The organism is Catenulispora acidiphila DSM 44928, from assembly GCF_000024025.1.
Classification (GTDB): domain Bacteria; phylum Actinomycetota; class Actinomycetes; order Streptomycetales; family Catenulisporaceae; genus Catenulispora; species Catenulispora acidiphila.
Map to the genome: position 1 here is coordinate 9180013 of NC_013131.1, position 25566 is coordinate 9205578.

22 protein-coding genes and 1 tRNA gene are annotated in these 25566 nt (G+C 70.0%); 1 reads left to right on the forward strand and 22 read right to left on the reverse strand.

Going from position 1 to position 25566, the window contains the following annotated elements; genetic code table 11:
• Nucleotides 1-4 precede the first annotated feature (4 nt).
• The 21 genes from CACI_RS53200 to CACI_RS39165 form a co-directional block, all read right to left on the reverse strand.
• Nucleotides 5-1171 carry a branched-chain amino acid ABC transporter permease gene (locus CACI_RS53200; protein WP_015796456.1) on the reverse strand — a complete coding sequence of 389 codons (1167 nt, stop codon included), beginning with the start codon at nt 1169-1171 and terminating at the stop codon, nt 5-7.
• Nucleotides 1168-2043, reverse strand: coding sequence for a branched-chain amino acid ABC transporter permease (locus CACI_RS39070; RefSeq protein WP_015796457.1), 876 nt, complete (start codon nt 2041-2043; stop codon nt 1168-1170). The genes CACI_RS53200 and CACI_RS39070 overlap by 4 nt, the downstream gene beginning before the upstream one ends.
• A complete protein-coding gene (locus tag CACI_RS39075) occupies nt 2040-2867 on the reverse strand; it encodes an ABC transporter ATP-binding protein (RefSeq protein ID WP_015796458.1) in 828 nt (275 codons plus the stop codon). The genes CACI_RS39070 and CACI_RS39075 overlap by 4 nt, the downstream gene beginning before the upstream one ends.
• On the reverse strand, nt 2864-3658 hold the full coding sequence (locus tag CACI_RS39080; protein ID WP_015796459.1) for an ABC transporter ATP-binding protein: 795 nt from the start codon (nt 3656-3658) through the stop codon (nt 2864-2866). Before CACI_RS39080 ends, CACI_RS39075 begins: the two co-directional genes overlap by 4 nt.
• 2 nt (nt 3659-3660) lie before the next feature.
• On the reverse strand, nt 3661-4884 hold the full coding sequence (locus tag CACI_RS39085) for a substrate-binding domain-containing protein (protein ID WP_015796460.1): 1224 nt from the start codon (nt 4882-4884) through the stop codon (nt 3661-3663).
• Between the two features lie 10 nt (nt 4885-4894).
• Nucleotides 4895-5560: a CoA transferase subunit B gene (locus CACI_RS39090; RefSeq protein WP_015796461.1), complete on the reverse strand. Its 666-nt coding sequence runs from the start codon at nt 5558-5560 to the stop codon at nt 4895-4897.
• A gap of 1 nt (nt 5561) precedes the next feature.
• Nucleotides 5562-6284, reverse strand: a complete 723-nt coding sequence (locus CACI_RS39095) for a CoA transferase subunit A (RefSeq protein WP_015796462.1) — start codon at nt 6282-6284, stop codon at nt 5562-5564.
• Between the two features lie 74 nt (nt 6285-6358).
• Nucleotides 6359-8290: a helix-turn-helix domain-containing protein gene (locus CACI_RS39100; RefSeq protein WP_041543554.1), complete on the reverse strand. Its 1932-nt coding sequence runs from the start codon at nt 8288-8290 to the stop codon at nt 6359-6361.
• A 22-nt stretch (nt 8291-8312) separates the two neighbouring features.
• Nucleotides 8313-9095 carry a 3-hydroxybutyrate dehydrogenase gene (locus CACI_RS39105; protein WP_015796464.1) on the reverse strand — a complete coding sequence of 261 codons (783 nt, stop codon included), beginning with the start codon at nt 9093-9095 and terminating at the stop codon, nt 8313-8315.
• A 79-nt stretch (nt 9096-9174) separates the two neighbouring features.
• Complete coding sequence (locus CACI_RS39110) at nt 9175-9537, reverse strand: nuclear transport factor 2 family protein (RefSeq protein ID WP_015796465.1); 363 nt, start codon at nt 9535-9537, stop codon at nt 9175-9177.
• A gap of 82 nt (nt 9538-9619) precedes the next feature.
• A complete protein-coding gene (locus CACI_RS39115) occupies nt 9620-11227 on the reverse strand; it encodes a glycoside hydrolase family 27 protein (RefSeq protein WP_015796466.1) in 1608 nt (535 codons plus the stop codon).
• Nucleotides 11228-11236: 9 nt separating this feature from the next.
• On the reverse strand, nt 11237-12040 hold the full coding sequence (locus CACI_RS39120) for a DeoR/GlpR family DNA-binding transcription regulator (RefSeq protein WP_015796467.1): 804 nt from the start codon (nt 12038-12040) through the stop codon (nt 11237-11239).
• A 173-nt stretch (nt 12041-12213) separates the two neighbouring features.
• Nucleotides 12214-13125, reverse strand: a complete 912-nt coding sequence (locus CACI_RS39125; RefSeq protein ID WP_015796468.1) for a carbohydrate ABC transporter permease — start codon at nt 13123-13125, stop codon at nt 12214-12216.
• Nucleotides 13122-14126, reverse strand: a complete 1005-nt coding sequence (locus CACI_RS39130) for a carbohydrate ABC transporter permease (RefSeq protein ID WP_015796469.1) — start codon at nt 14124-14126, stop codon at nt 13122-13124. The genes CACI_RS39125 and CACI_RS39130 overlap by 4 nt, the downstream gene beginning before the upstream one ends.
• Nucleotides 14123-15460, reverse strand: a complete 1338-nt coding sequence (locus CACI_RS39135) for an ABC transporter substrate-binding protein (RefSeq protein WP_015796470.1) — start codon at nt 15458-15460, stop codon at nt 14123-14125. The genes CACI_RS39130 and CACI_RS39135 overlap by 4 nt, the downstream gene beginning before the upstream one ends.
• Before the next feature lie 387 nt (nt 15461-15847).
• Nucleotides 15848-16609 (reverse strand): sensor domain-containing protein, encoded by a 762-nt coding sequence (locus tag CACI_RS39140; protein ID WP_041540733.1) that lies wholly within the window; start codon nt 16607-16609, stop codon nt 15848-15850.
• A gap of 71 nt (nt 16610-16680) precedes the next feature.
• Complete coding sequence (locus tag CACI_RS39145) at nt 16681-19074, reverse strand: ABC transporter permease (protein ID WP_143765570.1); 2394 nt, start codon at nt 19072-19074, stop codon at nt 16681-16683.
• An 11-nt stretch (nt 19075-19085) separates the two neighbouring features.
• Nucleotides 19086-19772, reverse strand: coding sequence for an ABC transporter ATP-binding protein (locus CACI_RS39150; RefSeq protein ID WP_015796473.1), 687 nt, complete (start codon nt 19770-19772; stop codon nt 19086-19088).
• Nucleotides 19773-19796: 24 nt separating this feature from the next.
• Nucleotides 19797-20333 (reverse strand): PadR family transcriptional regulator, encoded by a 537-nt coding sequence (locus tag CACI_RS39155; RefSeq protein WP_015796474.1) that lies wholly within the window; start codon nt 20331-20333, stop codon nt 19797-19799.
• A 158-nt stretch (nt 20334-20491) separates the two neighbouring features.
• Nucleotides 20492-20565, reverse strand: a tRNA-Met gene (locus CACI_RS39160).
• Nucleotides 20566-20649: 84 nt separating this feature from the next.
• On the reverse strand, nt 20650-23682 hold the full coding sequence (locus CACI_RS39165) for a UPF0182 family membrane protein (RefSeq protein ID WP_063643560.1): 3033 nt from the start codon (nt 23680-23682) through the stop codon (nt 20650-20652).
• Between the two features lie 149 nt (nt 23683-23831).
• Between CACI_RS39165 and CACI_RS39170 the strand changes: the two genes are divergently transcribed.
• The gene (locus CACI_RS39170; protein ID WP_015796476.1) at nt 23832-24380 is read left to right on the forward strand and encodes a PPA1309 family protein; all 549 of its coding nucleotides are present in this window, start codon (nt 23832-23834) and stop codon (nt 24378-24380) included.
• Between the two features lie 77 nt (nt 24381-24457).
• Here the strand turns inward: CACI_RS39170 and CACI_RS39175 are convergent, their stop codons facing one another.
• Nucleotides 24458-25528 carry a YlbL family protein gene (locus tag CACI_RS39175; RefSeq protein ID WP_015796477.1) on the reverse strand — a complete coding sequence of 357 codons (1071 nt, stop codon included), beginning with the start codon at nt 25526-25528 and terminating at the stop codon, nt 24458-24460.
• Between the last annotated feature and the right edge of the window lie 38 nt (nt 25529-25566).

Sequence of the window (25566 nt, forward strand, 5' to 3'; positions counted from 1 at the left end):
GGTCTCAGAGCTCGGAGGCGACGCGGTCGGGATGGGCGCCGTGCGGCTCGCCCTCGACCACGCCGAGCCGGTCCTGTTCGCCTCGTTGTCCTCGGCCTCGGCCGCGTCCGTCTCCGCGGAGGCGCCCTCCGGAGCCTCCCCCGCCGCGTAGCCCAAGCCGGTGCGGCAGCGCGGCCAGACCGCCGGGGACCGCGTAGACCACGAGCACGAACAGCACGCCGAGCAGCACCAGCGGTTGCGAGAGCGGGATGCGCAGCACGTCGGGCAAGCCGGCGACCGCATCCGAGGTGGCGACCGCGCCGAGCCGGTGGTCCAGCAGCGTGTAGAGCACGCCGCCGAGCACCGGACCCCAGCGTGTGCCGGACCCGCCGAGGACCACCATCACCAGCAGCGCGAGGGTGAAGTCGGTGGTCGTGGTCTCGGGCGTGGCACCGGCGGTGACCAGAAGGTGCACCACGCCGCCGGCCGCGCCGAGCGTCCCGGCCAGCACGAACGCGCCGAGCTGGTAGCGGAACGGGTTCAGGCCGAGCACCTCGGCGCGCCGCTCGTTGTCGCGGATCGCCTGCCAGACCTTGCCGATCCGGCTGCCGGTCAGCCACCACACGACGCCGCAGACCAGGACCAGGTACGCCAGCGCCAGCCAGTACAGGTTGACGGTGTTGACCACACCGACGAGCGCCGAGGGCACCTTCTCGGTGGTCAGCGGGAGCCCTTCCTCCCCGCCGGTGGTCTTCGGGTCGCGGCCGACCAGGATGGAGCCGGCCTGCGCGAACGCCAGGGTGACCATGGCGAACCCGACGGTCCCGAGATTTCCGACACCCTTCAGCGAAACCGCGCCGAGCAGGGTGCTGACGACGGCGCCGATCACGATCGCGAGAAGCGCGGCGGCGGCCAGCGGCAGATGCGAGTCCTTCATCGCCAGCTCCGCGCTGTACGCGCCGACGGCGACGTAGAGCGCGTGCCCGAACGACATCAGGCCCAAGCGCCCGAACAGCAGGTCGTAGCCGACGGCCAGCCCGGCGAACAGCAGGCACAGCGCGAGCAGCTGGAGCGAGCCGGGAGTGTTGACCGCGCCGTCGAACACGCCGGGGATCCGGAGCGTCGAGTACGGCAGGCAGAGCAGGACCGCGAGGACCGCGACCGGGATCAGGTTCTTGACGTGGCGCTTCACGCGGTCCTCCGGATGAGCCTGTCGATGCCGTCCCGGTTGCCGCGGACCAGCAGCACGACGGCGAGGATCGCCACCGCGGCGAAGTCGCCGAGGCCGGAGGCGGCGTAGTAGTTGGTGAACTGCTGGATCAGCCCGACCGCCGCCGCGGCGAGCGCGACCCCGTCGGTCCGCCCCATCCCGCCGATCACCACGACCACGAACCCGAACACCAGCAACGATGTCCCCTGACCCGGCGAGACACTGCCGAAGTACACCCCGCCCAACGCCCCGGCCAGCCCGGCGAGCGCCCCGCCGATCGCGAAGACCAGGGTGAACGCCTTGCGCACGTCGATGCCGAGCGCGGTGACCATGGCACGGTCCTCGACCCCGGCGCGGACGACGAGGCCGTACCTAGTCTTGGCCAGGAACAGCTTGAGGGCCGCGAGAACCACGATCGCGGCGGCGATGAGGACGAAGCGGTCGGTCGGAACCTTCGCGCCGAGGAGGCTGACGGTCCCGGCGAGCTGCTTGGGCGGGTTCATCTGGTGGGCGTCGGCGCCCCAGATGCCTTGGACGAGCGCGGGGAGCGCGAGACCGAGTCCGACGGTGACGAGGATCTGGTCCTTGGGGCGCGAGTAGAGGGGTCTGATGAGGACGGTCTCGATGACGGCGGCGAGCAGGGCGCCGACGCCTATGGCCGCCGCCACGGCGAGCGCGAAGGGCAGGTGGCCGGTCAGGCGCCAGGCCGCGTAGGCGCCGGCGGTGACGAGGGCGCCGTGGGCGAAGTTGAGGACGTCCATCAGGCCGAAGATGAGGGACAGGCCGCTGGCGATGAGGAAGTAGAGGGCGCCTAGGCCGAGGCCGGTGAGGGTGAGGAGGACGAGGGTGCTCACGGCGCGTCCGATCGGGTGGATTCCGGCTGCGACACTTCTTTCGGCGGTTGACCATCCTTGACAATGAGCTGAGGGTGGGTAGTCCCCCTGGATGGGGCGGAGTGTGAGAGCGGGGGTGCGTTCTCACCGCGCGCCTGCCCGACGCCGAGCAGTTCCTGCGTCAGCGCCGCGTCCGCCAACAGCTCGCGCACCGGACCGCGGTGCACCACCTGCCCGGCGGCCAGGACCACGCAGTCGCCGGAGAGCCGGCGCACCAGGGCGAGGTTCTGCTCGACCAGCAGCATCGGGACGCGTTCGGCGGCGCGTTCGAGGACCTCCGCCACTTCGGTCACCACCTTCGGGGCGAGGCCCTTCGTCGGTTCGTCGACCACGATCAGGCGGTTGTCGTTGAGGAGGGTGCGGGCGATGGCGACCATCTGCTGCTGGCCGCCGGACAGCGTGCCGGCCTCCTGCGCGCCGCGGGTCTTGAGCTCCGGGAAGAGTTCGTAGACCAGGTCGTAGGCGTGGTCGCTGCCTCGGCGCTCGGCCAGAGCCAGGTTCTCGGTGACGGTCAGCTTGGCGAAGACGCAGCGGTCCTCGGGGGCGTAGCCGATGCCGCGGCGGACGATCTCGTGGGTGCGCAGGCGGTGGACCGGGGCGCCGCCGAAGGCGATGGTGCCGGTGCGCGGGACCAGGCCGAGGATCGCCTTGACCGTCGTCGTCTTGCCGACGCCGTTGCGGCCGAGCAGCGCGGTCACGCCGGTCGGCGCCACCGTGAAGGAGACGCCTTGCAGGATGTGCGAGCCGCCGAGGGTGACGCGCACGTCGTCGAGTTCGAGGATCACAGCGCGTCCCCCACGTATGCCTCCTGGACCCGGGCGTCGGCCATGATGCGGGCCGGGGTGTCGATCGCGAGCAGGGCGCCGTGGTGCATCACCGCGACGCGGTCGGCGAGGCCGAGCAGGACCTCCATGTGGTGCTCGACCATCAGGACCGTGCGGCCCTCGGCGCGGTGCAGGGTCCTGATGACGTCGACCAGTTCGGGGACGTCGCCGGACGCGACGCCGGCCATCGGCTCGTCCAGGAGCAGCAGCCGTTCGGCGCCGGAGGCCAGGAGCATGGCGAGTTCGAGCTTGCGCTTGTCGCCGTGGGAGAGGTCGGCGGCGAGCGCCCCGGACTTCTCGGTCAGGCGGACCCGTTCCAGCACGTCGGCGCCGGTGGCGGCCCGACTGAGAGCGTGGCGTTTGGCCGCGACCTGCCCGGCCAGCGCCACATGCTCCGCGACCGTCATGGTCGGGAAGACGCTCGAGGCCTGGAACGTCCGGCCGATCCCGCGTCGGGCCCGCTTGTGCGGCGCCTCGGTGGTGATGTCGGCGCCGTCCAGAAAGATCCGGCCGGCGCTGGCTCGATTGAGGCCGCTGATCAGGTTGAACAGCGAGGTCTTGCCGGCGCCGTTCGGGCCGATCACGGCGACGAACTCGCCCTCGCCGACCGCGAGGTCCACGCCGGACAGGATCGCCGAGCCGCCGACCGACCAGGACAGTCCGGTCAGGGTGAGCACGTCGGGCGTGCGGGCGGCGGGCGTGCGGCCGTCGGACACCGGGTCCGCGGCGCCGGGGGTGAGTCCGTCCGCCATCGTCAGCTCGCCGGGAACGTCTTGGCCGGCGGCGCGACCTCGTTCGGGTCGAGGGTCTTCACCACGGTCGGGGTGGTGCCCTCCAGCTTGGCCTGGAACATCGGCTGCAGCAGCGCGTGGTCCGAGGCGCGGACCGTGTAGGCGCCCTTGATGCCGTCGAAGCTCCAGCCCTCCAGGTTCTTCACCATGGCGTCGACGTCGGTGTCGCCGTTCTGCGCGGCGTGCACCACCATCTGCGCTGCGGTGAAGCCGTCGGGGCTGAACAGGTCGGACTGCTCGCTGTGCGCGGCGAGGTAGGCATCCATCGCCTTGGCCGCGTCGTTGCTGGTACCGCCGGGGACGTAGTGCGCCAGGAAGGACACCTTGCCGCCGGTCGAGGCGAACACCGGGTAGGAGGCGCGGACGTCCAGACCAGTGACGGTGGTCGTGGAGTCCAGGACGCCCTGTTGCGACAGCGCGGTCCACAGCGCCGAGGCGGTGGTGCCGGCCCAGGCCACGAACAGCAGGTCCGGCTTGGCGTTCTTGGCCTGCGTGGCGAACGGCGTCAAGTCGGTGGCGCTCGGCGGGGCGAGCACGGAGTCGACCGTGGCGCCCTTCGCGCCGAGCACCGCCTTGACTGCTTCGACGTTCGCCTGGCCGAAGGCGCTGTCCTGCGCCAGCACCGTCACGTGCTTGTACGTCAGGTCGCCGAGGAACGACGCCGCGGTGGCGATGTCCTGATACGTCTCGCGGCCGGACCGGAACGTGTACTTGTTCAGCCCGGTGACCGCGTCCGTCGCGGCCGGGCCGGAGATGAACAGCACCTTGTTCTGCGCGGCCAGCGGCGCGACCTGGAGCGCCACGCCGGAGGCGGTGGACCCGGCCAGGATGTGGTAGCCCTGGCCGATCAGGTCCTTGGCGGCGCTGACCGCCTTGGTCGGGTCCCCGGCGTCGTCGCGCTGGGTCACCTCGATCTTGTGGCCGTTGACGGCGTCGGTGCCGTGCGTGGCGTAGTCGAGACCGGCGAGGAAGCCCTGGTAGTAGTCCTTGCCGTAGTCGGCGAGAGCGCCGGTCTCGGAGTAGACGAGGCCGACCTTGATCGGCGCGGCGGAACCCCCGGAGGAGGAGCCGCCGCCCGACGACCCGCCGGCCGCCTTGCTCGGGCTCCCGCACGCGGCGAGCGCCGCGATGGCCGCGGCGGCTATGGCGGCGGCGCTGTATCTGCGCAGGATGCTGGTGGAATGCATGGCCGGAACGTTAAGTGCGCGTTCCGGGCCCCGAAATGTGGGCCGCCGCCACATCGAGGGGCGCCGCAGTGTTGGCCACCACCTCCTCGACGCTCACCCCCGGCGCCAGCTCGACCAGCCGGAAGCCCTCGGGCGTCACATCGAGGACCGCCAGATCGGTGATGACCCGGTCGACGACACCCTTGCCGGTCAGGGGAAGCGTGCATTCCTGGAGCAGTTTCGGGGAGCCGTCCTTCGCAGTGTGCTCCATCACCACCAGGACCCGTCGCGCGCCGTGCACCAGGTCCATCGCGCCGCCCATGCCCTTCACCAGCTTGCCGGGCACGGTCCAGTTCGCCAGGTCCCCGGACGCCGAGACCTGCATCGCGCCGAGCACCGCGGTGTCGATGTGGCCGCCGCGGATCATGCCGAAGGACGTCGCGGAGTCGAAGAAGCTCGATCCGGCCCGGACGGTCACGGTCTCCTTGCCGGCGTTGACCAGGTCGGAATCGATGGCGTCCGGAGCCGGGTACGGACCCAGGCCGAGGATGCCGTTCTCCGACTGCAGCACCACTTCGACGCCGGGCGGCAGGTGGCCGGGGATCAGCGTCGGTAAGCCGATGCCGAGGTTGACGTAGGAACCGTCGCGGAGCTCGCGTGCCGCGCGCGCCGCCAGCTGATCGCGGGTGAGGGGCATGTCAGATTGCTCCGTTCTCAGTGCCGGCCGCGGTCACGGTCCGCTTTTCGATGCGCTTGTCGCGCTGGTCCAGGGGGACGACGACCACCCGCTGGACGAAGACGCCGGGCAGATGGATCTCGTCGGGGTCCAACTCGCCGGGCTCGACCAGCTCTTCGACCTCTGCGACGGTCACCCGGCCGGCCATCGCCGCCACCGGGTTGAAGTTGCGGGCCGAGGCGTGGAAGAGGAGGTTGCCGTGCCGGTCGCCCTTCGCGGCGCGGACCAGCGCGAAGTCGGCGGTGATGGCCTGCTCCAGCAGGTACTCGCGACCGTCGAAGACGCGCGTCTCCTTGCCCTCGGCGACGCTCGTGCCGACGCCGGCCGGGGTGTAGTACGCGGGGATGCCCAGGCCGCCGGCGCGCAGGCTCTCGGCGAGCGTGCCCTGCGGGAGGAGTTCGACCTCGAGTTCGCCGGCCAGATATTGGCGCGCGAACTCCTTGTTCTCGCCGACGTAGGAGCTGGTCATCTTGGCGATGCGGCCGGCGTTCAGCAGCAATCCCAAGCCCCAGTCGTCCACACCGCAGTTGTTGGAGACGACGGAGAGCCCGGTCGCACCCTGCTCGAGCAGGGCCGCTATCAGGGTGCTGGGGATGCCGCAGAGACCGAAGCCGCCCACGGCGAGCGTGGCAGCGGAGGGGATGTCGGCCACGGCTTGAGCCGGGGTCGGAGCTGTCTTGTCCATGGAGATGGAAGGTATGGGCGGACTGCTCCCTTTGATATGTCATAGCCCGCCACAAGATCGAGCACGAGTGTGCGTCAGAGCCCCATGACCCGCCGGATCTGCAGCGCCAGCTGGATCTCCAGACTGCGGCCGGGCTCCTGCCAGTCGGCGCCGAGCAGCCGCGCGGTGCGGTCCAGGCGCTGGGTCACGGTGTTGACGTGGATGTGCAGCGCCTCGCCGGTGCGGCCGAGGCTGCGGCCGCAGGCGAAGTACTGCTCGACGGTGCCCAGCAGGTCGGTGCCGCGCTTGGCGTCGTAGTCGACGAGCGGACCGAGCGCCTTGCGCACCACGTCGCCGGGGTCGCCGCCGCCCAGGACCAGCGCCAGGAAGCCGAGGTCGGAAGGCGAGGCGGCGCAGCCGTCGCGGCCGAGGGCGTGCAGGGCGCCGAGACAGCGGACGGCTTCGGCGTGGGCGTCGGCGTACGCCGTGACCTCCGACTTCGGGCCGCCGGCGCCGACGGTGACCGGATGCGCGAGGCCGCCGCGCAGGGCGGACAGGACGCGCTGAGCTGTGGCGGAAGGATCGTCGCCAGGGAGCAGCAGAACAATGCGACCTTCGTGCGAGCCCGCGAGGCCGCCTTCGGATTTCGCGAGGCGCCCGGCGGCGAAGTGCGCGCGGGAACGGTCGGCGGGAGCGGCGTCGGCGGCCACGATGATGTGCGGACGGTCGAGATCGACGCCGACACGGCGAGCCCGCTCGACGAGGGTCGAGGTGTGGCGGACCGGGACCGCGAGCAGATCGTCGAGCAGATCGCCGCCGAGGCGTTCGGCCGCTTCCGCTTCGGACCGGCGCATCAGCAGGTGCAGGGCGACGACCAGCGCCGCGCGTTCCAGGATGCGCTGATCGACGTCGCCGAAGGTCTCGGGCACGCGAAGAATCAGGGCGCCGAGCGGCTCGGCCGCGGCCGCGACCGCCGCGACGACCAGGTCTCCGGACCGGACCGCGTGGCCGGTCGCGGCGGACAAGGTGATCAAGTCAGCCGTGCCGCCGAGCGGGGTCCCGATCGCAGGGCTCATACCTTCGCCGAGCCCTTCGCCGAACGCGTCCGGTCCTGCGGCCTCTCCCGCGACGGCTGTCACCACCCCGTCCGCGTCGACCACCACCAAGCCGCCGCCGAGCGCCTCGGCGACAGCTGCCGCGATCCCCTCCACATCACCGCCGCGCAGCACCAGGTCGGCGAGCTTGTCGTGGACCGCCGCGGCGCGCTCGACCGCCTCGCTGTGCGCGCGCACCAGCTCGTTCGCCGAGCGCAGCTCGCCGAGGGCGTCGCGGGTGGCTTGTAGCAGCCGCGCGTTGTCGATGGCGACCGCAGCGTGCGCGGCCAGGGAGGCGAGGAGGGTGATCTCGTGGCGGGCGAAGGGGCGCGCCGAGCGGTTGGCGGCGAAGAGCACGCCGATCACCCGGCTGCCCAGGACCAGCGGGACGCCGAGGATGGCGGTCAGCCCTTCCTCGCCGACGCCTTCGTCGATCTCGTTCGTGTGGCGGAAGCGGGCGTCGCGCGGGTAGTCGGAGGTGACGTAGGGCTTCGCCGTCTGAGCGACCAGGCCGCCGAGGCCGGCGCCCATCGGCAGGCGCAGCGACTGGAAGCGGGCCGACACCGAACCGTGGGTCACCCGCATATAGGTGTCGCCGCGGTCCGGGTCGTCGAGGGTCAGGTAGGTGACGTCCGCGCCGATCAGCGTGTGCGCGCGGGTGACGATCGCCTTCAGGACCGCGCCGAGGTCGCGCAGGGCGGCCAGGTCGCCGGCGGTCTCGAAGAGCGCGACCAGCTCCGCCTCGCGGCGGCGGCTGCGGGCCAGGGTCGCGCGGACCCCCAACGCCACCCGCTTGGCCGCCTCCAGCTCCGCCAACTCTTCGGCGCCCGCGCCGGCCACGCGCGCGGCCACCACAGGGCCGTCGTACTCGATGGCGGCGGCGTCGCGGGCCAGCAAGTCGAGGAACACCGAGGCGGTGGCGAGGGCTGACATGGCGCCCAGCATCACGCGCACCTCACCGTGCTGTCCATCCGCCGTCCATGGCCAGCGAGGCGCCGGAGACCGAGGCGGCGGCCGGGGAGCACAGATACGCCACCAGCTCGGCCACCTCGGCGGGCTCGATCAGGCGCTTGACGGCCGAGCGCTCCAGCATCACCTTCGCCACCACCTCCTCCGGCGGGATGCCGTGCGCGGCGGCCTGGTCGGCGATCTGGTTCTCGACCAGGGGCGTGCGCACGTAGGCCGGGTTCACGCAGTTCGAGGTGACGCCGTACGGCGCGCCCTCCAGCGCCGCGACCTTTGACAGCCCTTCCAGGCCGTGCTTGGCCGTCACGTACGCGGCCTTGAACTCCGAGGCGCGCAGCCCATGCGCCGAGGAGATGTTCACGACCCGCCCCCAGCCGCGCTCGTACATGTGCGGCAGCGACTCGCGGATCAGGCGGAACGGCGCCTCCAGCATCAGCCGCAGGATCAGCGAGAAGCGGTCGACCGGGAACTCGTGGAGCGGCGCGACGTGCTGCAGGCCGGCATTGTTGACCAGCACGTCCACCCCGCCGATCCGGTGCGGCAGTGCCGAGGCCTGGTCCAGGTCGCTCAGGTCGGCGACCAGCGCCTCGCCGCCGACCTTCTCGGCGGCGGCGTGCGCGCCGTCGGCGCTGATGTCGGCGACGACCACCTTGGCGCCGGCCGCGGCCAGCCGCTCGGCGCAGGCCAGCCCGATGCCGCCGGCGGCACCGGTGACCAGCGCGGTGCGGCCGGACAGGTCCAGGGCGGCGACAGAAGTGACAGCAGCGTCCATAGAAGGCGTCATACTCGGTCACGCTAGACAGAGGGGTCGGCTCTTCCCATGTAGCCCGCCGCCACATACCTACTTCGGCTCATGGCTGCCCGAGCCATGACGCAGGATCGTACGGCGGCTCCCCGGCTTGGCCGGTGTCGAAGTGCGCGATCCGGTCGCCGGCGACCTTGAAGCGCCAGCGGGTCATCATGCCGCCCCACTGCTCGTTGGTGTACTGCGCGATGAGGCCGCGGCCGTCGGGCGACTGCGCGATCACGTCCATCCGGCCGTGGGTGTCGAAGGCTTCGCGCTGGAGCCAGTCCCACAGCAGCCGCGGCGTGCCGTCGTCGGTCATCGTCGCGTTCTCGGTCAGGGCGGCGCGCACGGCCGCCGGGTCGTTGGCGTTCAGCGCGTCCACGAAAGCACGCACCGCCGGGTCCACCAGTTCCGAGGTCGGCATCATGAGGCGATGATCGAATGCCTCGCTGCCGCTCGCAACCGGGTGGACCCGGCGGTCGGTCCGTCAGGCGCTCACGCGCCCGGCGCTACCCCAGGCTCCACTGCTGGTTCGCGCCTCCGTTGCAGCCCCACAGTTCGATCAGCGTGCCGTTGACGTTGCCGGAGGCCACGTTCCCGCCGGTCACGTCCAGGCACAGCCCGGACTGCACGCCGGTGACCGTCCCGTCGGCGTTCAGGTTCCACTGTTGGTTGGTCTGGCCGTTGCAGGTCCAGGTGATGACCTTGGTGCCGGCGGTCGTGCCCTGTCCGCTGGCGTCCAGGCACAGGCTGCCGTTGTAGACGCGCAGTTCCTTGTCCGAGGTCGGGGTGAAGGACTGGTTGGTCCCGGTGCCGCAGTCCCAGATGTCCAGCTGCGTGCCGGTCGTCGTGCTGCCGTTCGGCACGTCCAGGCAGCGGCCGGACGACGCGCCGAGGAACCGGTGCGCACTGCCGACACTGCTCCCGCTGCCCGCGGACACCCGGTACAGCACTACGCCGTGGCCCGGCACCGAGGCACTGATCGAGCCGGAGGTCGAGGTGAGCACATGCGACCACAGGTTGTTCAGCTTGTACGAGGAAGCTGAACCGATCCCGATCGCCGACGCGGACGTCGAGATCGTCTGCGCCGAGGAGTTCTCGTTGAACAGCGCGACTGCGACGTCGCCGTTCGCCAACGGCTTGGCCAGCACGTCCGCGCCGCCGGAGGACGCGATCTCGCGGCCGGCCTTGCCCAGCGAGTCCTGGTCGACGGCGATGACGTCCTTGTTCGTGTACAGCGACAGCGTGGCCGTCGTCGCCTTGCGCAGGTCCGTCCCGGAGATCAGCGGCGCGGCCATCTCGGCCCACAGCGACATCTCCGCGCGATCCTCGGTGAACGACATCCCGTTGCCCACTTCGAGCATGTCCGGGTCGTTCCAGCCGCCGGGTCCGGCGGAGGACGCCAGGCCGACGGTGTTGTGGAAGTTGGACAGCATGCTGCCGAAGTTGGCGCTGATGTCACCGGTGGTGCGCCACAGGTTGCCGACCCCGGCGCCCCAGGTCCAGACCGACTCTTGACCCCAGTTGCACAGGCTGTACACGATCGGCCGGCCGGTTTTCGCCAGCGCGTCGCGCATCGCCGTGTAGCGGGTCTGAGCCGGGATTCCCTGGTTGTTGCAGTTGTCGTACTTGAGGTAGTCCACGCCCCAGGACGCGAAGGAGTTCGCGTCAGCCTGCTCGTGGTTCAGGCTGCCCGGATAGCCGGCGCAGGTCGCGGTGCCCGCGCTCTCGTAGATCCCGAGCTTGAGACCCTTGCTGTGGACGTACGCGGCGGTCCCCGAGATGCCGTCCGGGAACTTCGCCGGATCCGGGACCAGGTTGCCGCCGGCGTCCCGGTTCGACGACATCCAGCAGTCGTCGATGTTCACATACTGATAGCCGGCGTCCTTCATCCCGGACGAGACGATGAGATCAGCCGTCTGCTCGACCAGGCTCTCCGAGACGTTGCACCCGAAGGAGTTCCAGTCGTTCCATCCCATCGGCGGCGTGAGTGCCAGACCGTTGCCGAGGGCTTGTGCCGGTGCCGCTACCGCTACTCCGAACATCGTCCCGACCACGAGGGCGAGCGCTGCGAAGGCGGCGCGCAACTGTCGACTGCGCGGGGCCTGATGACGCATGGTGCCTCCCTACTCTTCCTCCTCATTCGCCCCCGCACCTTCAACGGGGACGACGATCAACTCCCCCACTGCCTCGCGCAGCACCTGCCGCGCCCCGGAACCCAGCCCGTCGTCGCTCACCAGCACCGAGGCCTCGTGCAGCGCGGCGATCTCCGAAAGCCCCACGACGCCCCACTTCGTGTGGTCGGCCATCACGACCAGCCGCTGCGCGGTGGAGACCAGCATGCGGTTGGTCTCGGCCTCCATCAGGTTCGGGCTGGTGAACCCGGCTTCGGCGTCGATCCCGTGCACCCCGATGAACACGCAGTCCAGGTGCAGCCGGCGGATCGCGTCGATCGCCACCGGGCCGACCAGCGCGTCGGAGATCGTGCGCACACCGCCGGTGAGGATGACGGTCTGCGGCGGCCCGGGCAGCGCGTGGAGCAGCTCGGCGACCGGGGGCGAGTTCGTCACCACGGTCAGGTCCGGCACCCGGGCCAGCTGTTGGGCGAAGGCATAGGTCGTGGACCCCGCCGAGACCCCGATCGCGGTCCCGGGGCGGACCAGCTCGGAGGCGGCCCGGGCGATCGCCTCCTTGGCACGCCGCTGCCGCGCGGCCTTCACGCTGAACGCCGGCTCGTCGGTGGAACCGCCGCCGCGCGCCGTGGCGCCGCCGTGCACCTTGGTGATCAGGCCCTGATCGGCCAGCGAGTCCAGGTCGCGGCGCACCGTCATGTCGGACACGTTCAGCGCCGCGACCAGCTCGGTGACCCGCACGGCGCCGTGCTGCCGGACCTCTTGGAGGATCCACGCCTGCCGCTGCGCTGCCAGCATCCGCTGTCCCGCCCCTCGTGTCGCCCGCCGACCGCGGGAGTCTCGCGATGTCGATCTCCATCAGTGGCCGGAGCGCCGGCCCGGATCCGCGCCGAGCCCGGAGCCGCGACGCTCCGGGCTGCCCGAGGACCGGGATCGCCCCGCGGCGCAGGCAGCGCGCTCGACCGGCGAACTCAGCCCTTGCTGCTCCCCAGCGACAGTCCGGCGATGAACTGCTTCTGCAACAGCACGTACACGACCAGCGTGGGAATCGCCGCGATCATCGCGGCCGCGGCGATCAGGTTCTGGTTGCTCACGAACTGGCCCTGCAGGTTCGCCAGCGCGGAGGTGACCGGCCGCTTGTTCCCCGAGGACATCAAGGTGATGGCCCAGAAGAAGTCGTTGTAGATCCAGGTCGTCAGCAGCGTCGCGAGGGCCGCCAGTGCCGGGCGGCACAACGGGACCGTGAGCTTCCTGAACCGGGTCCACAGCCCCGCGCCGTCGACCAGCGCGGCCTCGTACATCTCGTCGGGGATCGACTTCATGTAGTTGCTCAGCACGAAGGTGCAGAAGCCGAGCTGGAAGGCGACGTTGATGACGATCAGGCCGGTGATCGAGTTGTACAGCAGCCCGCTGCCGGCCAGGAACGTCGGCAGGTGGATCTGCAGGAACAGGCGGTACAGCGGGGTGATGATGACCTGCTGCGGCAGCAGGTTCCCCGCGGTGAACACGATCAGCAGGGCCACGTTGATCTTGACGTTCACCCGGGTGAGGACGAACGCGAGACCGGAGGCGAGCGCCAGGACGATGATCACCGAGGGCACGGTGATCAACACCGAGTTCCAGAAGTAGTGCAGCATGTCCGACTGCGTCCACGCGTCGCTGAAGTTCTTCAGCGTCAGGTGGTGCGGCAGCGACACGTAGCCGTACTTCTGGGTCTCCGAATACGGCCGGAGCGCCACGTACAGCGCGAAGGCGATCGGCAGCAGCCACAGCACGCACGCGCAGATCAGGAACGCCTGCGAGGCGACCGATCCCCAGCGCGGCGGCCTCCGGCGGTCGCCGGACGCGCGCGGCGCCGTCCTGTTAATGGTCTGTGCAGTCATCGGGCGCCCTTGGGTTGGCTCTCACGGCGGAACGTGAGGTACAGGAACGTACAGATCGGCACGAGGGAGATGACCAGCAGCACCACGCCGAGTGCCGACCCGAAGCCGACCCGCTGGGTCTCCCCGACGATGTTGGAGGTGACCAGGACCGACAACAGCTCCAGGCCGTTGATGCCCTTGTTGGTGATGTAGACCAGGTCGAAGGCGCGCAGCGACTCGATGACGGTCACCACCATGACGACCACGTTGATGGGCCGCATCACCGGGAAGATCACTTTCCAGAAGGTCTGCCAGGCGTTGGAGCCGTCCATCAGCGCGGCCTCGCGCAGCGTCGGATCCACGGCCTTGAGCCCGGCCAGGTAGAGCACCATCACGTAGCCGGCTTGGCGCCAGCTGGCCTCGACCAGCACCGACCACAGATTCAGCTTCGGATTGCCGAGCCAGTCAATGGCGTTGGTGTCGTGGTTGTGTCCGATGACGGTGTTGATCAGGCCGTAGTTCTGGGAGTACATGAACTCCCAGATGATGCCGACCAGTGCCAGGGAGAGCATCACCGGCAGGAACAGGATGCTCTGGTACATCCGGCTGCCCTTGATACCGCGGTCGATGAGCACCGCGAACAGCATGCCCAGCGGGGTGGCGAAGAAGACGAAGACAGCCAGCCAGATCAGGTTGTGTCGGACCGCGGGCCAGAACTCCGGGTAGATCGTCGCGGCCTGGTGGTAGTTCTGCACGCCGTACAGACAGCCGTTGTTGAGGATCGACGGGACGTTCGGCTGGCAGGTCTTGGAGGACAGTCCGCCCACGCCGTTCCACTTGGTGAACGACAGTCCCACCGTGGCCAGCGTCGGGCCCCAGATGAACGCGAGGTCGATGAGGATGGGCAGGCCCAGCAGGACGGCCACCACGGCCTTGTCCCGGCCGCTGAGCCTGCCCACCCGGCGGCGGCGGGGCGCGCGGGGCGCCCCGGCCGTCACCGGGTCGAGTTCGTGATCGGTCATGACGTGTAGATCGCCTTCGCCTGCTGCTCGGCGCTGTTCTGCAGACTGGTGATGTTGCCGGTGCTCGGGTCGTCGATGAACTTCTGGATGATCGAGATCATCGCGGTGGCCATCGCCGGGTCGGCGTCCCGGTCCATGAACTGCGCCACGGCCTTGCAGCCGGCGATCGCCGCGGCCGACTTGGTCTGCACGGCGTCATAGGACGGCGCCTGCAGCCCGGTGGCCACACCCACGTCCCACTGGTCGGTCTTCAGGAACGTCGCCTCGGCGGCGGCGGTGCCTATGTACTCCAGGATCGCCTTGGCGCCGGCCGGGTTCTTCGCCTTCTTGCTGATCATGAAGCCGTCGGTCGGGGCGTCCATGTAGTTCTGGCCGTACGTCGGGTTGATCGCCGGGTACGGGAAGAAGTCCAGGTCGGCCAGGTTCGCGTTGTCACTGACGTACTGCGCGGCGACCTGGTTGGTGCCCTGGAACATCATGCCGGCCTGCTTCTGCTCCAGCGCCTTCGCCGCGTCCTGCCAGATGCGGCCGTTGGCGCCGGTCTGCATGTACGGCATCAGCTCGGCCCACTTGTCGAAGACCGCGGTCACGCCCGGGTCGGTCCACGGGACCTGGTGCTTCATCAGCTTGATGTGGTAGTCGTACCCGTTGATCCGCATGTTGAGGATGTCGAAGGTCCCCAGCGCGGGCCAGCCGTCCTTGTCGGCGAAGGCCAGCGGGACGATGCCGTCGGCCTTCATCTTCTGGCACAGCGCGATGAACTGGTCCCAGGTGGTCGGGACGGTGTAGCCCTTCTCGGCGAAGTGGCTCTTGTTGTAGAAGACCACCCACGGGTAGTTGTAGATCGGCACGAAGTACTGGTGGCCGTCCAACCCGGTGGACAGCGTCTTGACCGAGGCGCTGAAGTTGCCGCCGATCTTCGCCCAGACGTCGTCGATCGGCAGGGCCAGGCCCTGCGCCGCGAAGTACTGCATGCGGTAGCCGGCGAACCAGGTGAACAGGTCGTCCGGGGTGCCCTGCAGGTAGCTGGTGATGTTGTTCTGGAACGTATTGTGGTCGACCGTGTTGACGGTCACCTTCGGGCCGCCGGCCGCCGTGGCCGCCGCGGTCAGCGCCGCGAACGCCGCCTTCGGACTGGCGTCGGAGTAGTTGGAACCGAACGTCACCGGGGACGTCGCCGAACCGGCGTTGCCGGAGCTGGAACTCTTGCTGGAAGAACAAGCAGCCAGCGCGCCCGGAACTGTGGCGAACGCCGCCGCCGCGCCCATCCCTTTGAGCAGCCCGCGACGCGCGAAGGGCCGTTCGAAGTTTTGGGGAATCCGAGGGGAAGTCATGTGAGGGTCTCCCTGCCGAATGAGAATGCCACCAGGATCGAACATGAACGAACAGGTGCGGCACATCACACTCGGCTGAGCGGGCACTGTCAAGATCCGGTAACAGGACGGAAGTCATCTGTTATCCAGTTGCAACCCGAACTTCGCGGTCCTCGGGCCCCGTTCTTGGCTGAACATGTCCGGAACTGTTAGGTTCTCGCATGTGGCGCGGGTCACGGGCCGCCGAGCGCCTCTGAAGGCCTGCGGTCTCCCACAAGGGCGGCTCCTCGACGAGTTCGCACCTTGAGACGCCTGAGCTACGTACCCCGCCGTAATTTGTTGGAAGCTGTCAACAATCTTGATTTCTGTTTACATCGAGCGGGGAGTTCGCGGTCGGCGCCGCCTTGATCAGCTCGGGCCCTGCGCGGACTTCAACCGCCCGACCTGCACGTCCGACAGGTGCGCGAGCTGGGTCCCGCCCATTTGTTGCAGCGCGGCGGGATCGTTCGTCAGCGGGCCGTCGATGGCGACCACCGAGACCGTCGTGCCGACCTGGACCAGGTCGGCCGCCATCAACTCGGTGCTGCCGCCGGCGGTCAGGTAGTCGATGTAGCCGACCTGGCCGGCCTTCGTGAGTTCCGGGATCGCGCTGGGCTGCATCGACAGGGTGGTGCCACCCTGGGTCAGGGACAGGCTCTTGCAACCCTTCACGCCCGCGGTCAGGTCGGCGATCATCGCCGCGGCCTTGTCGGCGGAGGGAAAGGCCATCGCCGAGGACTGGATCGTGTGGGCGTCGTTCGGCTTGGTGAGCCGGCGGTCGACCTCGGCGGTCGTGCCGTACTTCGTGGACAGGGCCTCCTGGGCGTCCACGAAGCTCTGGCAGACGCTGCCGCCGGTCGTCACGACATCTTGGGTGCTGGTGACCCCGGTGCCGTCCTGCGAGGCGTCGTAGGTGTATCCGGCGTCGTCCGCGTCGGTCAGCAACAGCTTGCTGAGCCGGCTCGCGGCCGCCGTGTCGGCGGCTGCCGGGCTGGAGGCGACGCTGCCGCTCGCGGAGGACATCGGCGAGGGCGCGGGGGCGGCCTTCTTCGCCGAGCCGCCACAGGCTGCCGCGGTCAGGACGACTGTTGCGAGAACGGCGATGGACACGCCTTTGGTCCCGGACGGCATGGCGGTCAACATAGCAGCACACAGAGACGGCCGGGCGGACAGCGCATGTCCGTCCCGGCCGTCCCCCTGCGTTACTCGAATCGCGCGTATTCCGAGCGCGTCATCCGACTCAGCAGCGTCATCGATCCGAGGATCACGCCGACGGCGGCGACCATCACCACCGACACGCTCACCGAATAGGTGGCCAGCGGGAAGGACATCGAGACCCCCTCGGCCAGCGTCCGCACGGCGATCAGCGCCATCGCGTAGGCGGCCAGCCCTGCCAGGACCGACACCGCGACCAGCGGCAGCGCCGACTCCAGGAACACCACGCGGCGCAGGACCGACAGCGGGGTCCCGGACAGCCGGAGGAGGGTGAACGGCCGCTTGCGCTCGACCAGGCTGCCGGCGGTGGCCACGGCGATGCCGCAGCCCGCCACGAACAGCGTCAGGCCGACCACGAACATGATCATCTGCTGCGCGGCCTTGTATTGCTCCCCGCGGACCGAGGCGACCTCGCCGAACGTCATGGGACCGGCGGCGTCGGTGGACCACTGATCCGGGCTTCCCATGCCGATCAGAACCGGGGCGTGGACGTCCAGGTAGGTGCGGGCGCGTTCCAGCGTCGCGCGGTCGGAGGCGGCGACCATCAATGTGACGACATTCAGCGTCGACAGATCCGTGCCGGACGGGACGCTCGCCGCCACCGCGGCGCCGGTGATCCGGTCCACGTCGCTGTTGCCGATCACCGGCAGGTGCAGCATCAGCGGGTTGTCGATGAACAGCTCGTCACCGGCGATCACCGCTGCCTGCTGGCCGGGCGCGCAGGTACCCAAGGCGGGGACCGCGCTCGCGTCGGCGCACCTCACGTACTCGTTCGGCGGGTACCAGCCGATCGGCGGCGGGGTGTCGCTGTCCGGAGTCCACCCCGATGTGTCCGCTCCCTGGTAGATCGGGATGGCCGACACACCCGGCATGGCCCGCAGGGCGTTCAGCGTGGTCGTGGCCTGCGCGGGCGTCAGACCGTCCTTCACGCCTGGTCCGCTCATGTCGTAGCGCAGGCGCAGAACGTTGGTCAGCGGGGCGCGCTGCCCGGAGGTCTCGGCGGCGACCGCGGTCGGCAGCACTCCGGCGACGGCGGTCCCGACGAACACCGCGACGGTCACGCCGGCGACCGTGCGGAACGTCGCCCGCGGGTCGTCGGCCAGGCGCCGGGCGGCCAGCGTCATCGCCGCGCCGCCGCCAAGGCGGGCCAGCAGCCGCGAGGACCGCATGGTCACCCACGGTCCGGCGAAGACAACGCCCCACATGGTGAGGATCAGCGAGGGGTAGACCACACCGTCCGCGTTGTCGCTGGCCGGCATGTTGACCGCGACCACGAACAACGCCACGCCGAGCAGCAGCGGGATCAGGCGCTTGGCCGTCGGCGGCTTCGGCGTGGCCTTGCGCGCGACGGCGAGCGGGTCGTACTGCACCCGGCGCAGCGAGCGCACGCCGGCGAAGGCGGCCAGCAGCGGCACCAGGATCAGGACCCCGAGATAGCCGAGCAGTCCCGGCGACACTTCCGAAGGGAAGAACAGGGTGCCGGTGACGTTGACCTTCGCGACCTGCGAGCTGATGGCCAGGTAGCCGAGGATCCCGAGCACGGAGCCCAGGGCCGCGCCGACGGACGACTCGACCGAGGCGACGGTCGTCACCTGCCGCGGCGTCGCCCCGACCAGACGCATCGCGGCGTAGCGCTCCTCGCGGCGGGCGGCGTTCAGCCGGGTGGCGGTGCCGACCATGATGATGATCGGAAGGAGCAGCGCGACCGTGCCGAAGGCGAAAGCGAACCGGTAGATGGTGGTGGTGCCCTTCACCTCCTTGGCGGTCGACATGGCGGTGATCGGCTCGGTCGCCGTGCGGGTGGCGAGCTCGTCCGGGGTGTGGCCGATGACGATGGCCAGCTCGTCCGGGCTGTACAGGGCGGCCTTCGGGATGACGCCGACCTGGTGGCCGGGGAAGCGGTCGCCGAGTTCGTTCGCCGGGACCGTGGCGAGCAGGTGCGCCAGCGCCGGGGAGACGTAGTACTGGCCGGGTGCGGGCACCGTGCTCATGCCCGGCAGAGTGGGAGCGTCGGCGGTGAGCGCTGCGACGTCCAGGCGGCGCAGCTCCGTGCCCTGATAGAAGTCCTGGGAGAAGTTCCACAGCTCCTTGGCGCCGGCCTGCTTCGCCGCCGTCAGGTCGATGGTGCCGTCGGCGTTCATCCCAGCCGGTTGCCCGGCGACGCGCCGCGTACCGGGCGCGGTGCCCATCCGGGCGCTGCCCACTGCGGCGGTTGTGGTCGGCGAGCACTCCCAGCACTGCCGGCTGGTCGTGCCCTGATAGGCGTTGAACAGGCTGAAGACGCCGAGCATCACGGCGACCCCGACCGCCACCGCGAGCGACATCACCACCAGGCGGACCACCGCCTCGCGCCCGCCGCGCAGCGTCAGGCGCATCCCCATGCGGATCATGGTCAGGCCACCGCCGAACTCGGCGTGGTGACCGCGCGGCCGTCGCGCACGACGATCTCGCGGTCGGCGTAGGCGGCGACCCGGGCGTCGTGGGTGACCAGCACGACGGTGGTCCCCTCCTCGCGGGCCGTGCTGACCAGCAGGTCCATCACAGCCTCGCCGGTGAGGGTGTCCAGCGCCCCGGTCGGCTCGTCGGCGAACAGCACCCGCGGCTGGTGCACCAGCGCGCGGGCCAGCGCGACGCGCTGCGCCTGGCCGCCGGACAGCTCGCCGCTGCGGTGGTCGCCGTGCTCCTGCAGTCCCAGGCGCTCCAGCCAGGGCGCGGCTTGCGCGTACGCCTGCCGGCGCGGCTTCTTGGCCAGCAGCAGCGGCAGCGCGACGTTGTCCAGCGCGGTCAGCTCGGGCACCAGCTGGCCGAACTGGAACACGAACCCGAAGGCGTCGCGCCGCAGCTCGGTGCGCTTGGTCTCGCCGAGGGTGTCGACCCGCGCGCCGTCGAACCACACCTCGCCCTGGTTCGGCGCGTAGATGCCGGCCAGGCAGTGCAGCAGCGTCGACTTCCCGGACCCGGACGGTCCCATGATCGCCAGCAGCTCCCCGCGCCGCACCGCGACGCTCGCCCCGCGCAGCGCCTGTGTCTGACCGAAGGCGCGGTGTACGTCTCGCGCCTCCAGGATGTACTCGCTCATTGCGTCTCCCCCTGCTCCGTCTGGTTACTTCTGCTCGTCGGTGACGACCCGGGCCAGGGCGGTCAGCCTGGCGGTGGTCAGCTCGATCCAGCGCAGATCGGCTTCGAGGTGGAACAGTCCGTAGTCGGCCAGCAGCGCGTCGACTGTCGCCCCGGTCCGCTTCACTTCGGTGAGTTCGCGCATGCGCTTGAGATGCGCGGCGCGCTGGGCGTCGAGGTAGCCGGCGGCGTCCTCGCCGAGCATCAGCGCCAGCACGACCTTGGAGAAGAGCACGGTCTGCAGGTGCGGCTCGGGCTCCACGGTCTGCGAGAGCCAGCCCATCACCTCGCCGCGCCCCATGTCGGTGATCGCGTACCGCTTGCGGTCCGGCCCGTCCCCCGGCTCGGCCTCGCCGCCGACGACCTTCCCGTCCCGCGCCAGCCGGCTCAGGGTCGAGTAGACCTGGCCGTAGGGCAGCGGCTTGCCGTTGGCGAAGTGGCTGTCGTAGTCGCGCTTGAGGTCGTAGCCATGGGTCGGCTGGCCTCGGGCCAGCAGGCCCAGCAGAGTCAGGGGGACGCTCACAGGAAGGACTATACACCCGAGGTATAACCTGAGTGAATAGTCTGTCGCGAGAGAGGGATTCCGCTGGTCAGAGCTGAGGAAGGGGTTTGCGGCGAGGATCGGGGCGTCGCCGGACACGACAAAGGGCCCGGTTCCGAAGAACCGGGCCCTTTCCCTAGTAGCGGGGACAGGATTTGAACCTGCGACCTCTGGGTTATGAGCCCAGCGAGCTACCGAGCTGCTCCACCCCGCGTCGGTGAACCAACGGTAACCCGCGGGGGGTCGGCAGAGCAAATCGAACAGGCGCGCCCTGGTCGGCGCCGGAGTCGCCGGAGTGTCACTTGGGTGCGGTTTGGGCGTTCTCGATGTCCTGGGCGCGCTTCAGCGCCTGCTGGGCTTCGGTCTCGGCCACGCCGAACGCCGTCCAGTCCGGAGGCGTCTCCGACAAGGCCTTGACCGCCCGGTCCTGGGCCGCGGCGGCGTCGTTGATCGCCTGTTTCAGCTGCTCGGCGACCGCGGTACCGGCGTCCGGGAGCGTGGTGGAGGCGCCCTGCGGCAGCGGGTTCTCGCCGGTGACGGCTCCGGACTTGCCGGCGAACAACTTGTCGAGGGCCAGTTGCAGGGTGGGTTCGAAGGCCTTGTCGTCCCCGAAGGCGACCATCACGCCCTTCAGGACCGGGTAGGGCGTCTGAATGGTGAGCGGCACGTACACCGGCTCGACGTAGAGCAGTCCGCCGCCGACCGGCAGCGTCAGCAGGTTGCCCTCGACCGCCTTCGGGGTCGTGAGCTGGTCGGCGTAGGCGGTGCGGAAGGTGTTCTGGACTTGTTCGGGGCTCGGCACCTTGGTGTCGGTGGGCAGCGACAGGATTCTGATCTTGCCGTAGTCCGGGCTCTGGGGATCGGAGTCCACGGCCATGAACGCCGCCAGGCCGGCGCGGCCGGGGGCGGTCAGGGTCCCGGCGAGGGAGAACGTGGGCGAGCCCTGGTGTGGCATCTGGAGGGTCACGTAGTACGGCGACTGCGGCTGCTGGGACGGGCCCTCGGGGCTGTCCTTCGTCGGGTCGGCCGGGACGTTCCAGAACGAGGAGCCGGCGGAGAACTCCGAGGCCTGCGTGACGTGGTAGCGGCCGAGCATGTCGCGCTGGGCGTTGAACAGGTCCTGCGGGTAGCGCAGGTGTGTGAGCAGGTCGGGGCTGATCGCGCTGCGCGGCTTCACCGTGCCGGGGAAGGCCTTCATCCAGGTCTTCAGGATCGGGTCGGTGTCGTCCCAGGCGTAGAGCGTCACGGTGCCGTCGTAGGCGTCCACCGTGGCCTTCACCGCGTTGCGGACGTAGTTGACCGTGCCGGACAGCTCCGTCGTCGTCGAGTACGGATACGCCGCCGTGGTCGTGTAGCCGTCCACGACCCACAGGATGCGGCCGTTCTCCGCCACGGGATACGTGGTGCCGTCGACGGTCAGCCACGGCGCGACCTCCCGCACGCGCTGCCCGGGGTCGCGGTCGTACATGATCCGCGAGTCCTTGTTCACACCATTGGACAGCAGGATCTTCGGCTCGTGGAACTTCACCGCGTAGAGCAGCTTGGTCAGGACGGAGTCGACCGGGACGCCGCCCTTGCCCGCGTAGGTAGTGCTCTGCTGCTGCGTCGGCGACGCGGCGTCGGGGTAGTCGAACTCGGCGGGCGCGGCGTTCGGCGGGGCTCCGACGATCGAGTAGTCCGGCAGGCTCGGACCGAAGTAGACGCGCGGCTGGTAGCTGCCGAGGGTGCTGGAGTCCGAGGAGGTCTGCGAGAGGTAGTCCGGCGAGCCGGCGGCAGATGCGCCGGATGCCGACGCCGGACCGCCGGCCGCTGTGGCGTCTTCCGCGGCAGCCTGGAGGCCGTAGCCGTGGGTGTACTTCAGATGGTCGTCGACCCAGTTGTTCGGGGCGTCCAGGGTGCTGGCGGGCTTGAGGCCGCGGACTCCGAGGAGGGTGTCCTGCGTCTTGCCGCCGACCTGATAGCGGTCCACGGTCAAGGGATCGGGGAAGTGGTAGTACGCGGCGTTCCCGGGCGACTGCTGCTGGTTGAAGTCCGCCGAAGCCACTGAGGGGTCCATGACGGGGATCTGCGCGACCGTCGCGGCGTCTGGAGCGAGCTGGTTCTGAGCGACGTCGGTCTTGGGGACGTACGAGGTCTGCGTCTCGACGTCGTTCAGGCCGTAGGCGGTCCGCGTGGCGTCGATGTTCCGCTGGATGTACGGCGCTTCCTTCGTGCTCTGGCTCGGATCCACCTGGAGCTGCTGCACCGCCAGCGGATAGACGCCGCCTATCACCACCGAGGCCAGCACCATCAGCGAGACCCCGAGCGCGGGCAGCGCCCAGGCGTGGCCGCCGCGGTCGACGTCAGGCAGGGGCGCCCACAGGAGCAGGCGCAGGGCGTTGCCGAAGAACAGCAGGGCGCACAGTACGGCGATCACCAGCAGGATGGTCTTCGCCGGCAGGACCGCGTGCACGTCCTTGTACGTCGGACCGGTCCAGCCGTTGGTTATCTTGGAGTGGTCCACGGTGAGCGAGTACCGGTCGAGCCAGTACGCGTACGCCTTCACCAGGACCAGGCAGCCGAGCAGGACCGAGATGTGCACCTGCGCGGCGCGGGTCGCCCGCGAGCCGACCGTCCGTCCGGTGCCCGCGCCGGCCGGCGGGGTGAGCGCGACGCCGGCGAACAGGTAGTGCGTGAACAGCGCGGCGAGCAGGCTGAGCAGCACCGCGGCGACCATGAAGCCTTGGATATGGCGCAGCCAGGGCAGCGTGAAGACGTAGAAGCCGACGTCCTTGTGGAACTGCGGATCCTCGGTCCCGAACGAGACGCTGTCGGCCCACATCAGGTAGGTGCGCCAAGCACCGGAGGCGGATGCGCCGGCCGCGATGCCGAAGAACGCTGACGCCCCGACCAGCAGCCAGGCCTGGAACGGCGCGAGTCCCATGCGGTAGCGGTCCAGCGCCTGCTGTTCCATGGACACCCCGGTCAGCGGCGGCCGGAAGCGGTGCGCGAGCCAGATGTTGGTACCGACCACGAGCGCCATCAGCGCGCCGAAGACCAGGAAGAGCACGATCTCGGTGACCGCGCGGGTGCGGTAGACCGCTCCCGCGCCGACGGAGTGGTACCAGAGGTACGAGGTATAGACGCTGTCGAAGATCAAGAAGGCGGTGATCAGCACCGCCATGATCACGATCGTGATCGCCAGCACCTTGGTCCGCCTCGGCGGAACGCCGAACGCCGTCCGACGCGCGCTCCGGGAGCCGAATCCTCCGGACGATCCCGCCGGGTGCCCGCTCTTGTCGCCCCCGGCGTCCCGGTCTTCACCACCGAAGTTCGGCATCTCGAACGCCACGCGCCTCAGCGTACGCCGGAGGCGCCGCCGGACGACGGCCGCCGTGGGGGCGTTCGTCATATGGAACGACCGGAGCGCTCCGCACGCCTTCGGGCGACCGCGGGCCACGCCCGGTCGGCAGCGCCGGCGAGCCGAGGGAGAATGGCGCCATGAGCTCTGTCGCCAACGTGGCCCTGATGCAGTCCGTCGTCGAGATCGAGCAGCACGTCGCCGCCGACGGCTGGAACCAGCGTCCGCGCATGTTCGCGCTGGTCCCGACCGCCGAGCTGCTGGTCACCCAGCCGCGCATGGCCGCGGCCCTGGGCCTGACCGACGAGGCGGGCCCGAGCGGCGGCATCCCCACCTTCACCTCGATCGAGCAGGACGGCCTGGCCCTGGACCAGCCGCTGGACGAGATGCTGGGCAAGATGGTCTGGCCGGCCGCGGTCGAGGGCTGCGCCCTGGTCATCGAGACGCAGATGCTCCCGCCGAGCGCCGAGGCGCAGATCCCGCGAGAGCTGGAGGGCGCCGCGCTCGAGCGCTGGGTGGCCAAGCACCCCGAGCGCCAGGACGTGCGCATGGCGGTCGGCGTGCTGCGCGACGGGACCCGGCAGGCGGCGATCCGGCTGCGGTCGAAGGACTCGGACATGGAGGTGCTGTCCGGTCCGGACCTGGTGCCGAACCTGGCGACGGCGCTGCTGGAGACGTTCGAGGAGTAAGGCGGCGGCACCTGCGCCGCCGAGAAAACGCAACGGCAGCGCCGCCGGGTCACCCCGGCAACGCTGCCGCTCGAAGCTCAGCTACAGCTCTGAGGGTTCCCGCCGGCCCGCAGCGTGTTCAGCGCGGTCAGCGCGTCCTGCAGCGTGTTGACCTTCACCAGACGCAGCCCGCTCGGCGCGTTCTTGACCGCGTCCGCGCAGTTGTCGGCGGGCGTCAGGAAGACGGTCGCGCCGTCCCGCTTGGCGGCCAGCGTCTTCATCTGCACGCCGCCGATCGGCCCGACCTTGCCGGAGGAGTCGATGGTGCCGGTCCCGGCGATCTTCAGGCCGCCGGTGAGGTCCTGCTGCGAGAGCTCGTCGATGATCCCGAGCGCGAACATCATGCCGGCGCTAGGCCCGCCGACGTTGTCGAGCTGGATCTTCACGTCGAACGGGAAGACGTTCTGGGTGCCCGGCAGGAAGCCGACCAGCGCCCGGGACGGCCCGGTGTCGTGGGACTGCGTGGTGACCACCGAGACCTGCTGCTGCTTGCCGGCCCGGGTCACCGTGAAGACCACCGTGTCGCCCGGCTTGTGCTTCTGGATCAGTGTGTGGACGTCGTCGGGCTTCACCAGGTTCGTGCCGTCCACCGCGTCGATGACGTCCTGCGCCTGCAGCTTGCCGTCGGCCGGGCTCCCCGCGGTCACCGAGTCCACGATCACCTCGGTCCGCAGCGGCTTGATCCCCTTGGCGGCCAGCGCCGCGGTGATCGCCTGGTCCTCGGAGTCGTCGAACATCGCGGTGTTCTGCTGGGTCGCCTCCTCCGCGGTCTGCCCCTCGGGGTAGATGACCGTGCGGGGGACCACGATCTTGTCGCTGGACAGCCAGCCGGAGAGCACCTCGACGCTGTTCGGCTTGTAGTCCGCCCGGGACACCTCGACGGTGACCATGCGCAGCTGCCCGCCGCTGGTGTGCGGGAAGGTCTGGGTGCCGTTGATGTCGATGACCGGCTTGGCCGGCTGCCCGGAATCGGTCGAGTAGCTGCCCAACGTGTCGTAGGTCGGGCCGGGCGACATCTCCGCGTACGGCGTCGGGATCAGAAACGCCGAGGCCGTGAGCAGGGCGACCGTCGTTCCGGCAAGACTCAGGGTGAGGGCACGGCGCTGCATGCACCGATGCTATCTGGTGCAGTCTGAAGCGGCGCTGA